This is a genomic window from Xanthomonas sp. WHRI 7064, assembly GCF_040202355.2.
Classification (GTDB): Bacteria; Pseudomonadota; Gammaproteobacteria; order Xanthomonadales; family Xanthomonadaceae; genus Xanthomonas; species Xanthomonas arboricola.
The window spans coordinates 3,139,982-3,153,614 of the sequence record NZ_CP167821.1; the positions used below are offsets into that span (position 1 = coordinate 3,139,982).

At 65.1% G+C, this 13,633-nt stretch carries 9 protein-coding genes; 8 read left to right on the forward strand and 1 reads right to left on the reverse strand.

Annotation, left to right across the window (positions count from 1 at the left end):
• Positions 1-354 precede the first annotated feature (354 nt).
• The 8 genes from ABQY74_RS13510 (at position 355) to ABQY74_RS13545 (ending at position 12,440) form a co-directional block, all read left to right on the forward strand.
• Positions 355-783, forward strand: a complete 429-nt coding sequence (locus ABQY74_RS13510) for a MarR family winged helix-turn-helix transcriptional regulator (RefSeq protein ID WP_039522359.1) — start codon at positions 355-357, stop codon at positions 781-783.
• Positions 780-2,003, forward strand: coding sequence for an MFS transporter (locus tag ABQY74_RS13515; protein ID WP_349791823.1), 1,224 nt, complete (start codon positions 780-782; stop codon positions 2,001-2,003). The genes ABQY74_RS13510 and ABQY74_RS13515 overlap by 4 nt, the downstream gene beginning before the upstream one ends.
• Positions 2,004-2,415: 412 nt before the next feature.
• A complete protein-coding gene (locus ABQY74_RS13520) occupies positions 2,416-4,791 on the forward strand; it encodes a TonB-dependent receptor domain-containing protein (RefSeq protein ID WP_349791825.1) in 2,376 nt (791 codons plus the stop codon).
• Between the two features lie 917 nt (positions 4,792-5,708).
• Positions 5,709-7,478 carry a S8 family peptidase gene (locus ABQY74_RS13525; protein ID WP_349791827.1) on the forward strand — a complete coding sequence of 590 codons (1,770 nt, stop codon included), beginning with the start codon at positions 5,709-5,711 and terminating at the stop codon, positions 7,476-7,478.
• A gap of 1 nt (position 7,479) precedes the next feature.
• Positions 7,480-8,106 carry a hypothetical protein gene (locus tag ABQY74_RS13530; protein WP_349791829.1) on the forward strand — a complete coding sequence of 209 codons (627 nt, stop codon included), beginning with the start codon at positions 7,480-7,482 and terminating at the stop codon, positions 8,104-8,106.
• 177 nt (positions 8,107-8,283) lie between these two features.
• The gene (locus ABQY74_RS13535; RefSeq protein ID WP_349792257.1) at positions 8,284-10,032 is read left to right on the forward strand and encodes a S8 family peptidase; all 1,749 of its coding nucleotides are present in this window, start codon (positions 8,284-8,286) and stop codon (positions 10,030-10,032) included.
• Position 10,033: 1 nt separating this feature from the next.
• Entirely contained in the window at positions 10,034-11,845 is a 1,812-nt protein-coding gene (locus ABQY74_RS13540; RefSeq protein ID WP_323808558.1) for a S8 family serine peptidase, read from the forward strand.
• 1 nt (position 11,846) lies between these two features.
• Positions 11,847-12,440, forward strand: coding sequence for a hypothetical protein (locus ABQY74_RS13545; protein WP_349791831.1), 594 nt, complete (start codon positions 11,847-11,849; stop codon positions 12,438-12,440).
• Between the two features lie 69 nt (positions 12,441-12,509).
• On the opposite strand, the gene ABQY74_RS13550 is transcribed toward ABQY74_RS13545, so the two are convergent.
• Positions 12,510-13,541, reverse strand: coding sequence for an aldo/keto reductase (locus tag ABQY74_RS13550; RefSeq protein WP_349791833.1), 1,032 nt, complete (start codon positions 13,539-13,541; stop codon positions 12,510-12,512).
• Positions 13,542-13,633 lie beyond the last annotated feature (92 nt).

The window sequence follows — 13,633 nt, forward strand, 5'->3', positions numbered from 1 at the left end:
CCGGCGGCGGGACTGCCGGCCTCGGGGCGCTGCAATGCTGCGCGCACCGGCGCGGCGATGGCAGCCCTGCCCTGCAATGCCGCTCGCAGCGAAGAGCCGATGCGTTGCATTGCACGTGCTGGCTCGACGCCCCGCTGACCGATCACACCGAGGCCGCTTGCCGGCGTTGGCCGATAGCAAGGCTGCCGGTGCGCACCAGCGTATGTACCCGTGCCGTCATTGGCGCGGGTCGGGCGGTCTTGCCGCGCGGATTCAATCGATCCTGCTTCGACGAACAGGCGACCCACATTCGCCACGCGCTTGCCAATAGGTGCATATGCACGCAAAGTGCGAGCATCCTCGTGGAGCATCGCCATGTCCGGGACCGGCCCCTGCACCTGCTTCCAGCTGCGCCGCGCCGCACGGCGCACCTCGCAGCTGTACGACCATGCCCTGGCGCAGGTGGGCCTGAGCCTCAACGAATACTCGATCCTGCGCCGGCTGGTCAGCGCACAGCCGTTGGGCGCGTTGGCGCACTCGCTGGGCATGGATCGCACCACGCTGACCCGCAATCTCAAGCCGCTGCTGGCGGCGGGCTGGGTGCAGGCACGTCGCGGCGAGGATGCGCGCCAGAAAGTGGTGGTACTGAGCCGCAGTGGGCGCGGGCTGCTGGTGCGCGCCTTGCCGCATTGGCAACGCGCACAGACGCAGCTGGAAACGCTGTTCGGCAGCGCTTCCACCGCGCAGTTGCACGCCACCCTGATGCAACTGGATGCGGCCCTGGACGCGGAGGCAGCGGCATGAGCACCTCGGCGAGCGCCCGCACCAGCGCGCAGTGGGGATTGCTGCTCACCGCCTCGGCCATGCTGATGCTGACGATGGGCGCGCGCCAGACCACCGGCCTGTTCGTGGAGCCGATCCATCGCCAGACCGGGATCGGCATCGCGTCGATCAGCTTCGCGCTGGCGGTGGGGCAACTGGTCTGGGGCGCGGTGCAGCCGGTATTCGGCGCGATCGCCGATGCGCGCGGGCCACTGCCGGTGCTGCTGTTTGGCGGCGTGCTGTTGTCGCTGGGCCTGGGACTGAGCCCGTGGCTGGCCAGCGAGTGGGGCCTGATCGTCTCGCTGGGCATCCTGGCCGCCGCCGGTGCGGGCGCCGGCAGTTTCTCGGTGCTGATCGGCGCCACTGCCGGCCGTCTGGCGCCGGAGCGGCGTTCGTTCGCAGCCGGGCTGATCAATGCCGGCGGCTCGCTCGGCCAGTTCGTGTTTGCGCCACTGGTGCAGCTGATGATCGGCGCCGCCGGCTGGGCCAGGGCGATGACCGGCCTCGCGATGATCTCCCTGCTGACCTTGCCGCTGGCCTGGCCGCTGCGACGCAGATCGACGCCGCCGGGCACGCACACGCCGATCGCAAACGACGACATCGGCTTGCGTGCGCAACTGCAGGTTGCCATGCGCGACCGCAGTTACTGGTGCCTGCATCTGGGCTTTTTCACTTGCGGGGTGCATATCGCGTTTCTGGTCACGCACCTGCCCGGCGAGATCGCGCTGTGCGGCCTGCCCGCCAGCGTGTCGGCGGTGTCGATCGCGTTGATCGGCCTGTTCAACGTGGCCGGCAGCCTGGTCGCCGGCAAGCTCGGCGAACGCATCCGCATGAAGTGGCTGCTGTGCGTCTTGTATGCCAGCCGTGCGGTGCTGATCGGCTTGTACCTGATCGCGCCGCCGACGCCACTGACCTTCTACCTGTTCGCCGCGGCACTGGGCTTTACCTGGCTGGGCACGGTGCCGCCGACGGCGGGCTTGATCGGCAAACTGTTCGGCCCGCGCTACCTGGGCACCTTGTTCGGCCTGACCTTGTTGTCGCACCAGATCGGCGGCTTTTTCGGGGCGTGGCTGGGCGGGCTGGCGCTGGAGCGCTTCGGCGATTACAGCTGGATGTGGTACGCCGACATGCTGCTGGCAGTCATCGCCGCACTGATCAACCTGCCGATCCGCGAAGCCGCGCCAGTACGCGCAACAGCGTAAAACAGGCGCAAGCGCGCGCCTGCCTATCGGCTTGCGTGCAGCGACATCGCTGTGCCATTGCATGGTGCCTGGCAGCACATGCGCAAAGGCCATCGTGCCGCGACGATGGATCGCATCGGCTGCCGCTGTGGTGCGCGTTGAACGGCCCCACACGTAGCCCGATAGCGACACACGTGCACTGCGCACGCGCTGTCTGGCGCCTTGCCGCATTGATCGATGGCGAGCATATCGCCTGGGCCGAGTGCCGCAGCGCACAACAGCTTTTGCCGGCAACTCCGTTAGAACAACAGCGCGACGTGTGTCGCTGCGTTGCGCGACCGGCCACTGTGACGTGCTGCCGGTCACCCTTTGGCGGCGCGTGCACGCGTACGCGCATTGCCGCCAGCTGCGACGTCATCCCAGGAGAGCTTTCATGACCGCATCGATGCCCCGCTATGCCCTGTCCCTTGCCATCGGCGCCCTGCTTGCGCCTGGCGCGCATGCGCAGATGTCCACCGCCGAGCCGCGCAGCGAGGCCACCACGCTGGATGCGGTGATCGTCAGCGGCACCGCGCGCTTCAAGGGCCTGGCCAAGCGCGATGCCAGCTTCTCGATCACCACCGCCAGCCCGGAGCAGATCCAGCAGGCCGTGCCGCAGAGCACTGCGGACCTGCTGAAGATCGTACCCGGCGTATGGGCCGAGCCCAGCGGCGGCGGCACCGGCGCCAATATCTTCGTGCGCGGCATGCCATCCGAAGGCGATGCGCCGTTCGTGACCATGCAACTGGATGGCTCGCCGCTGTTTCCGCCGCCGACCCTGTCGTTCCTGGAAAATTCCACGCTGTTCCGCGTCGACGACACGGTCGAGCGCATGGAGGTGTTGCGTGGCGGCTCCAGCCCGATCTTCTCCAACGGCCAGCCGGGTCTAACGGTCAACTTCATCCAGAAAAAAGGCCAGGACGAGCCCGAAGGCAGCGTACGCCTGACCGGCGGCAACAACGCGCTGCGCCGCATCGATGTCTTCAACAGCGGGCCGATGGGCAACGGCTGGTACTACAGCGTGGGCGGTTTCTTTCGCGAAACCGACGGTGTGCGCGACCCGCAGTTTTCCGCCGACAAGGGTGGCCAGTTCAGCGCCACCTTGAGCAAGCGCTGGGACAGCGGCGAGCTGTCGTTCTACGCGCGGCATACCGACGACAACAATGCCTTCTATACCGCCATTCCGCTGCTGTCGCGCAACAACGGCAACGACCTGTCCAGCTTCCCCGGTTTGAATGCGCAGACCGGCACCCTGCTCGGCCGCGACTTCCGCAATGTCGACCTGCTGGTCGGGCCGGATGGACAGACCATCCGCCGCGATCTGGCCGACGGCCGCGGCGTCAACATCGATGTATTCGGCGGCGAACTGAACTGGGAGACCGGCGACTGGACCATTGCCGACCGCTTCAACGTGATGAGCGGCAGCGCGCCGACCTATGCGTTGTTTACTGGCGATGCACCGGTGCGATTGAGCGATTTCATCGCCAGTTACGGCACTACCGGCAGCGGTAGCTTCACCAATGGCGGCGGCGTCGTCGATCCGAATCAGCAGGTGCTGGAAGCCGGCTGGTGGTCGGTGGACAAGCGCCTGAATTCGGTCACCAACGATTTGCGCCTGAGCCGCGAATTGTTTAAGGGCAACACGCTCACCGTGGGCGCGTACTACGCCAAATATTCCTCGGCAGACACCTGGTACCTGGGCAACACCATGCTGCTCACCGCGCAGAACAACGCGCGCCGGATCGATCTGGCGCTGGACAACGGCCAGCAGGCCACGCGCCAGGGTTTCACCAGTACCGCGTTCTTCAACCTGCGCGCCAACTACGATGGCGAGAACATCGCCGCCTTCGTGGCCGACGAATGGGAGCTCAACGCGCGGCTGCGCCTGGACCTGGGCGCCCGCTACGAACGCCAGAGCGTCACCGGCGATGTGCACGACACCGCCACCGTCGATCTGGACGGCAACCCGGCCACGCTGTACGACAACGCCACCTCGCTGGCACTGGCCAGCACGCGCCGCATCGACCAGGACGATGAGGCGTTCTCCTGGACGGCGGGCCTGAACTTCACGCTCGATACGCATAACAGCCTGTTCGCGCGGGTCAACTCGGGGGTGAAGTTCCCCGGCTTCGACAATCTGCGCGATGGCCAGAATCGCGTGCAGGAAGTGGATCAGTACGAACTCGGGCTCAAGTCCGGTGCCAGTAGCTACGACCTGTACCTGACCGCGTTCTACAACACCTTCAAGAACTCGCCGTTCCAGGCGTTCCTGGCCAATGGTGAGAACTTCACCACCGTGGGCGACTCGCGTGCGCGCGGGCTGGAAGTGGAAGGCGCCATCCGCCCGTTCGGCGGCTTCGAGCTGGCCGGCACCGGGGTGTGGCTGGATGCCAAGTACCGCAACTACCGCGAGTTCACCGGCAACCAGGTGATGCGCCAGCCCAAGCGCCAGTTCCGCATCACGCCCAGCTATTACTGGATGCTGCCGTTCGGCGACCTCAAGGTGTTTGCCACCTATTCCTACATCGGCGACCGCTTTGCGGACCTGGCCAACAGCCAGCGGCTGCCGTCCTACGACATGCTCGACATCGGCGCCAACCTGCATGTGGGCGAGCACTGGGAAGTGACCGCCAGCGGCAGCAACGTCACCGACACGCTGGGCCTGACCGAAGGCAATGTGCGTGTGCCGGGTGCAGCGACCGGTGGCGTGTTCATGGGTCGGCCGATCGCCGGACGGCAGTACCAGATGTCGGTGGCGTATCGCTGGTAGGTGGCAGGATCAAGACAGCGAGGCATCACGGCGTCGATCCTGGACACACATGGGATCGGCGCCTTTTTGTTGCCACAGCACATGTGTGCACCGGGAACAGCTGTGCCACTGTGCATTCAACGATGCGGGTTATTGGCGCGGCACAGGCGATGCCGCCCGCACGCCCGCATACAGCGTCTCAGTGCTGAATCGTGGGGCATCGCATGACTGCGCCCCCGGCGCAGCACCGCCGCAATTCGCGTGCTGCCCCGCGCCGGATGCGAAGCAAATCCGCGCATCGTGATGCTTTCTGTCAATGAAAAATTGATAGCTCGCAACAGATCGCGGCCAATCCTGTGCGAAAAACGTCGCATCGCGCGCGTGAATCGGCATGTCTTGCATGAAGTGCGCAACGGATCACGCGCCGGTCATCTGGCGCTCGGGTTGCGAGCGCGGATTGCGCCATCTCTAATCGGATCGCTGGCAGTGCGTTCGCATTGCCAGCGTCGGCTGCGCGGACGCGCACGGGGGAGCCGACTGATGACCCGGCCGCATTCGTCCAGCGTGTGGGACCGATGCGTATCACTGGCTCTTTCGGGATACACGGACATGCACCCTGTTGCTGCCTCTTCGCGTGGTTCTCCTGCACGCACGATTCAATTCCACCTGAGGTTGACAGCGTGCTGGCACGGCCAAGCGCATCTGCTCGGCGCTGCCTGATCGATTTTGCTCGCCGCGGCCGCTGCCGCATGGATTCACTTTCTACGCTTGCTGACGCATCTGATTTGGGCTCGATAGGCACGGCCTGACTCTGTTGAAGCAGTTGCGCTGGCCGATCGCCTGATCGGCCGGACGGGGAACTGCGTCGTATCGATCGTGCCTACCCTTGACTGGACTCAAACGGAATGAACACTTATCGCAGGTGCCCTCTCGCGCTGTTGATCGCTGCACTACTGATCACAAGCGTGCCACTCTCGGCACTGGCCGACACGCCAGTGACCGCTCCCACCGCCACCGCCGGCTCAAAGGCCAGCGCACAGGGCAGCGATCCATTGCTGCGCTACCAATGGCACCTTTCCAACCAGGGACAGGCCGTGATCGGCGACAGCCGTCCGCTGCCCGGGGTCGATATGGATGTGGATCTGCTGCATGCATTGGGCATTCGCGGCCGTGGCGTCCGCGTCGGCGTGGTGGACGACGGCCTGGAGATCGGCCACGAAGATCTGCGCGACAACATTCTCCCGAATGGCTCGCACAATTTCGGCAACGGGTCGCACGATCCCACTCCGACCGACCCGGATTTCGGTCACGGCACCTCGGTGGCGGGCATCATCGCTGCGGTTGGGTGGAATGGCCGTGGCGGTCGCGGCGTTGCGCCCGAAGCCTTGCTTGCCGGCTTCGATTTTCTGGGGAGCGACGCGGCCGGCAGCGGCGCAGAAGTCAGTTATTCCTGGGGCAATGGTCCCGAAGCACGCACCATCGATATCTTCAACAACAGCTGGGGTTCGACCCAGGCCAGCTACCCCGACTTTCCGCTGGAAGAGCGTCAGTCCTGGGAAGCGTTGATGCGTTCGACACGCGGCGGGCTGGGTGGCATCTACATCAAGTCAGCCGGCAACAGCTTCAGGCGTTTTCGCATCCGCGATGCAGAGGGCAACATCGTCAATGCTTGCAGCGAACTGTCGCGCACCTTGAATGTCGGATGCGTGCTCGCCAATGTCGATCCACTCAACAATGTTCCCGCTACCATCGTGGTCGCCAGCGTGGACGCCACCGGCAAGCGCGCCTCCTACTCGTCGTCCGGTTCGGCGTTGTGGATCTCCGGCCTGGGCGGAGAGTTTGGATACCAGCGCAGGTTCTCTCCCAACACGGCACAGACCGCCTCCCCCGAGACCGCACCGTTCGTCTACGATCCGGCCATCGTCACCACCGATCTCAGCGGCTGCAGCGCTGGCGACAATGTGGATGGCGCGACGGTCGAAAACGCGCTTGCCGGCAGCACCTCCAGGATCGACGCATCCTGCAACTACAGCGCGTTGATGAACGGCACATCTGCCGCTGCGCCCACCGTCTCAGGTGTCGCAGCGCTGATTCTAAGCTCCAACCCCGGCCTGACCGCGCGCGATGTCAAGTACATCCTGGCCAAGACCGCGCGCCAGATCGATCCGTGGCAGCCGCGCGCGGTCTACCAGGGCAGCGTGATCGACCCGGGTTGGATCACCAATGCCGCCGGCCATCGTTTCAGCAACTGGTATGGCTTCGGCCTGGCCGACGGCGCCGCAGCCGTCTACGAGGCGACCTATTTCAAGCCCCTGCCTCCGGTCCGCGACACGCAGTGGGTGGCATCCACCGCTGCTGCAAGTCAGATCGGTGGACCTGCACGACCAGCCAAACAACGCATTCGCATCACCCAGGCAATGAAGGTGGAAGGCGTGCAGCTGTCATTGGCCACCTCGCACCGCAATCCGGCCAATCTGCGCGTGGTGCTGGAGTCGCCCAGCGGAACGCGTAGCTACGTCGTCACCCCGTTTTCGGTACTGGATCCGGCCGAATACGCGAAGACCGGGTTCTATATCGATCTCACCTCCACCAACGCTTTTCTCGATGAGCGGGCGCAAGGCGTGTGGACGCTGGAAGTCACCGACATGACCGAGACGCGAACCACCGCGGCGCTGCAGAATTTCAAACTTCGCATCCTGGGGCACTGACATGAAAAGCATCCTCCTTACTTCGGTCCTTGTTGCTTTCTTGGCCGCGTGCGGGTTGGCGCATGCCGGCCAGTACCTGGACGCCCAGGCGCTCAGCGCAGCGGCCACCGGCGAGCGATTCAAATCCGGAAACGATACCTATCGCATGCTGCCCGGCGTCGTGGTCTCCGACCCACTGCCGAACGACCGCTTGAACGCCGCTCCCGCATCTGCCGCCAAGGTGCGCGCAAGCAGCGCAGCAGCAATCGATGGCAAGGTTGCCGCACGGATCGGCCCCTATGCCATCGTCCTTCCGTCAACCAGCGCTGCACGTGGCGCGTCCAGGCTTGCGTCCACATCCACGGGCTCGGCAGAACGCGCCATCGCCGCAGCGGTGAACGAACGCAATGGACGCGTCGTACTGGTCCAGCCGCAGCTGAAGCTGACCGACACCACGCCAAGCGCTGTCAGTGCACTGGCACGCAGCTCCGGCGGGCGCGTCGTCTACGCGTCGACGATCGACAACAGCGCAGTGATCGCCTATCCGTCGATCGAACAGACACAGCAGGCCTTGACCCGTCTGCGCGCCAGCACGCCTGGCACGCAGGCGTCGCTGGTGGTGCAACAGTCGGTCATGCAGCCGATGTAGCAGACCTCCGGGCGACCGTCGAGCGCGCGCGCGACGGGCCGCTCCGCGGACGCATCCATCGACAACGCGGCAATCGAGCGAAGGCGTACTTGCCATCGCTGCCTTGCTCGCTCCCACGCATTCGACCATCGATCGGAGAACAGCATGAGCTGTGTTCGCAAGCATCACCGCAGCGCCATGGTTGGCGCGCTGCTGATCGGCGCCCCACTGTACACGGCGGTGGCCGCCGCTCCGGCCACCGCGTTGCGTACGGCCGCCGACGACCCGCTGGTGCGGTATCAGTGGCACATCTCCAATCAGGGACAGCAGGTCATCGGCGACATCCGCCCGGTTGCGGGCGTGGATATGGATGTGGATGTCCTGCATTCCCTCGGGATTCGTGGCAAAGGCATCCGCGTCGGTGTGGTGGATGACGGATTGGAACTGGGTCATGAAGATCTGGCTGACAACATCATTCCGAACGGCTCGTACAACTTCGAGACCGGCTCCCATGACGTGACGCCCATCGACACTTTCCTGTCTCATGGCACTGCGGTCGCGGGCATTGTCGCGGCCGTTGGCTGGAACGGGCGTGGTGGCCGCGGCGTGGCGCCCGAAGCCAGGCTTGCGGGGTTCGATTTCGACGCCCGCGACTCGTCCAGGAACCTGGCCAGCGTGCGCTATGCCTGGGGCGATGGGCCGGAAGGTCGAAACATCGATATCTTCAACAACAGCTGGGGCCAGCCGGCCTCGTTCTACCTGGATTTTCCGCAACAGGAGCAAGCGTCATGGGCGGCATTGATGCGCTCGACCCGCGGTGGACTGGGAGCGGTTTACGTCAAGATCGGGGGTAACGATTTCCTCAGTCTGCAGATGCCGGATCAGGACGGGAACATGCGCGATCTGTGTGGCCCGCGCGCCCGCGCGGCAGGGGTCGGCTGCGGACTGGCCAATCTGGACCCACTCAACAACCTGTTTGACACCATCACCGTCGCAAGCGTCGATGCCAGCGGCAAACGCGCAGCGTATTCTTCACCCGGTTCCGCGCTATGGGTGTCTGGTCTTGGCGGGCTGATAGGAATGCAACGCGCCTTCGTCCCTGACCCGGGCGAACGCCTGCCCCCTGATGCAGTGCCCTTTGCGTATGGCCCCGCGCTGGTGACGACCGACCTGAGCAGTTGTTCGGCAGGCTACAACCAGGATCGCGGTCTTGATCCGGCCAATGCGCTGGATACCAGCAGTTCGAAGATCGACCCCCGCTGCAACTACACGGCCCGCTTCAACGGCACCTCAGCCGCCGCGCCAACCGTGTCCGGCGTCGCCGCCCTCATGCTGGGCGTCAATCCCGGCCTCAGTGCCCGGGACGTGAAGTACATCCTGGCCACCACCGCGCGCCAGGTCGACCCACAACAACCGCGCGCCACATATCAGGGCAGCGTGATCGATCCGGGCTGGATCACCAATGCAGCCGGACATCGCTTCAGCAACTGGTATGGATTCGGCCTGGTCGATGGTGCCGAGGCGGTCTACAAAGCTAGCGACTTCACGCCGCTTCCTCCAGTGCGAGACTCTCGCTGGATTGCGTCCACTGCCGCCCCAAGCCAGATTGGCGGACCGGCGCGGCCGGCCAAGCAGCGCATTCGCATCACGCAAGCAATGAAGGTGGAAGGCGTGCAACTGTCGCTTGCCACATCGCATCGCAACCCGACCGATCTGCGCGTGGTCCTGGAATCTCCCAGCGGCACACGCAGCTATGTGCTCACGCCCTTTTCAGCGCTCGATGCTTCGGCGTACGCGAATACCGGCTTCTATATCGACCTGACGTCCAGCAATGCCTTCCTGGACGAAAAGGCGCAAGGCGTGTGGACGCTGGAAGTGACCGACATGACCGAGCCGGCGATTACTGCGGCGCTGCAAGACTTCAAGCTTCGCATCCTGGGGCACTGACATGAAATACATGATGCTTACTTCGGCGTCACTTGCCTGCTTCGCCGCATGCGGCCTGGCGGATGCCAGCCAGCACGGGGATGCCCAGGTGTTCAGCGCAGCGGCCAACGCCGCAACACAGCAAGGCGACGACCCACTGTTCCGCTACCAATGGCATCTGCTCAATCAGGGCCAGCCAGTGTTCGGCGATGGACGCCCGCTGCCCGGCGTGGACCTGGACGTGGATATCCTGCACGCGCTGGGCATCCGCGGCGCGGGCGTCAAGGTTGCGGTGATCGATGACGGCCTGGAGATCGCACACCCGGACCTGGTCGACAATGTCGTCGCCAACGGCTCGCGCAATTTCCTGACCGGCTCCAACGACCCGACGCCACCGGCGAGCGAGATCGATAGCGACCACGGCACCGCAGTTGCGGGCATCATTGCCGAGCGCGGATGGAACGGGATCGGCGGACGTGGCGTTGCACCGGAGGCCAGGCTGGCTGGCTTCAATGCAATTGCAGAGCCGGATGGCAGCAAGCAGTACGTCGACATTCGCTACGCCTGGGGCGACGGGCCGGAAGGGCGCGCCATGGAGGTGTTCAACAACAGTTGGGGTGGTTCGTCGCGCGTGTATCCCTACACCGAAGTTGACGAACAACAGTCGCTCGAAAGACTGATGCAGGCGCAGCGCGGCGGGAAAGGCGGGGTGTATGTCAAAGCTGCCGGCAATGACTTCTTTGCCCTTATCGAGAACGATGCACAGGGCAATCCGGTGGATCGCTGCGCAGACCAGACCCGCAAGCTCGGTGTCGGCTGCGCACTGGCCAACACCGACCAGTTCAACAACCTGATCACCACGATCGTGGCCGGTGCCGTCAACGCCGATGGCGTGCGGGCGTCGTACTCATCTCCAGGCTCTGCACTGTGGGTCTCCGGGCTGGGGGGCGAGTATGGGTTTCAGCGCGCCTTCGATCCGCACCCGGAAACGGCCCGGCCCTCTTATGGGCTCACCAACCTTCTGCCGCTGCGGCGCTTCTATAAGGCCGCAATCGTCACCACCGACCTCAGCGGCTGTGCAGCGGGCAACAACCGTGATCGCACCCGCCAGATGCAGAACGCGCTCGACAGCAGCCGCTCCAGGATCGATGCATCGTGCAACTACACCGCGCGCATGAACGGCACCTCGGCGGCATCGCCTACCGTGGCGGGCGTGGCGGCCTTGATGTTGGGCGCCAATCCGCAGCTGACCCTGCGAGATGTCAAATACATCCTGGCAACCACCGCGACCCAGGTCGACCCAACTCAACCCAAGGCCCTCTACAACGGCACCGTGATCGACCCGGGTTGGGTCACCAATGCGGCGGGCCATCGTTTCAGCAACTGGTATGGCTTCGGGCTGGTCGACGCCGCCGCGGCTGTGGAACGTGCAATGCACTTCACCTCGCTGCCCGCCCTGCAGGACACGAGCTGGAAAGTGTATGAAGGCAACAGCAGCACCATCGGGGGTGTCGCGGCACCGGCCAGGTTGTCATTGAACATCACCCAATCCTTCAAGGTGGAAGGCGTGCAACTGTATTTCTCGGCCACCCATAAGGACCCAAGTCACCTGCGGGTGGTGCTGGTGTCGCCCAGCGGCACGCGCAGCACGGTGATGACGCCGTTTTCCACACTCGATCAGGCCCCCGACGGCACCGTGGTCTGGCTGACATCGAGCAACGCCTTCCTGGACGAACCCTCGGCCGGGCGCTGGACGCTGGAGGTCGACGACATGCTCGCCGACCAGGGCAAGGAACAACTGGAGGAATTCGAAATGCGCGTGGTGGGTCACTGACATGAAGACATCCTTACTGACGCTGCTCGTTGTCGTTGCAGCCGGTGTCTGCGCTCCCGCGTCGGCGCAGCTGGTCGACAGCAAACGCCTGCACGCTGCGGCGACCGGGCAGACCATCGCGGCAGGACGTAGCAGCTTCCGGCTGATTCCCGGCGCAGTGGTCAGGCTGGCCGACGGCGCGCCTGCAACGACCGCCGCACGCGCGGCGCAGGCGCCGCAAACCACCACAGCCGCTCCAGTTGCACGCTTCGACCGCTACGCGATCTATCTCGATGCCGGCACGGCCGCACGCACGGCCGCCGTGGTTCCTGCCGGGCAAGCCCCGCGTGTGGCCGCAGCGCTCGAAACGCGCAGCGGTCAACTGATCCTGCTGGGCTCCTCGATCAAACTGTTCAATACCACCCCAGCCATCGCCGGTGGATTGGCCTCACGTACCGGCGGCACACTGATCTATGCCTCGGCCATCGATGGCAGCGCGATGATCGGCTACGACTCGGTGGCCACCGCACTGGATAACTGCAAACAGCTGCAAGGCAGCAAGGGCGTGGGAGCGATCATGCCCGAGGTGATTCCGCGCGCGGCACGGCCGTTGTGAGGCGACAACGGTGAGGGATGCCACGCTGCTGCCAACCGGCGGCAGCGTGGCGCGATGGCGCAGCCCGTGTCACACCGGCAGCGGGCTGCGTTCGGCAAAGTGCCCGCGCCAGTACGGGTAATACGGATACGGCGGCTCCACCGCGCTCACCGCATCCAGGCGCGCGCGTTGCGCGTCCGTCAGCGACAAGCCCACCGCACCCAGGTTCTGGCGCAACTGCGCTTCGTCGCGTGCGCCGATCAAGACCGTGCTCACGGTGGGCCGCTGCAGCAGCCAGTTGATGGCGATCTGCGGCACGCTGCGGCCGGTCTCGTCGGCAACCGCGTCGAGCACATCGACGATGTCGAACAGGCGCTCGTCACTGATCGCCGGCCCGGCGGCCGCAGTGGCATGCAGGCGACTGTGTTCGGGCAACGCCTGGCCGCGGCGCAGCTTGCCGGTCAGGCGCCCCCAGCCCAGCGGACTCCACACCACCGCGCCCACGCCCTGGTCGATGCCCAACGGCATCAGCTCCCATTCGTAATCGCGCCCGGCCAGCGAGTAATAGGTCTGGTTGGCGACAAAGCGGCTCCAGCCCTGCGCATCGGCCACTGCCAACGACTTCATCAGCTGCCAGCCGGCGTAATTGGACGCGCCCAGGTAGCGCACCTTGCCGGCGCGGACCAGCCCATCGAGCGTGGACAGGGTTTCTTCCACCGGCGTCATCGCGTCGAAGGCATGCAGCTGCAGCAGATCGATATAGTCGGTGCGCAGGCGTCGCAACGAGGCATCCACCGCACGCAACAGACGGAAGCGCGAGGCACCGGCATCGTTGGGGCCATCGCCCAGGCGCAGGCCGGTCTTGGTCGAGAGGATCACCTGATCGCGGCGGCCCTGCAGCGCCTGGCCGAGGATCTCTTCAGAGGCGCCGTCCGAATACACATCGGCGGTGTCGAACAGGTTCAGGCCCGCCTCCAGGCACAGGTCGATCATGCGCTGCGCCTGCGCCACATCGGTATCGCCCCATGCAGAAAACAGCGGCCCCTTGCCGCCAAAGGTACCGGCACCCAGACCGAGCACCGGCACCTTGAAACCGGAACGGCCGAGAAAACGTGTCTCCATCGCAATGCTCCTTGAAACCGAAAGAAAATCCGCGCGCTGCCGGTCGATCCGGCCATGCGCGATGCCAGGCGCCACGCTCCGCTTGCCGATCA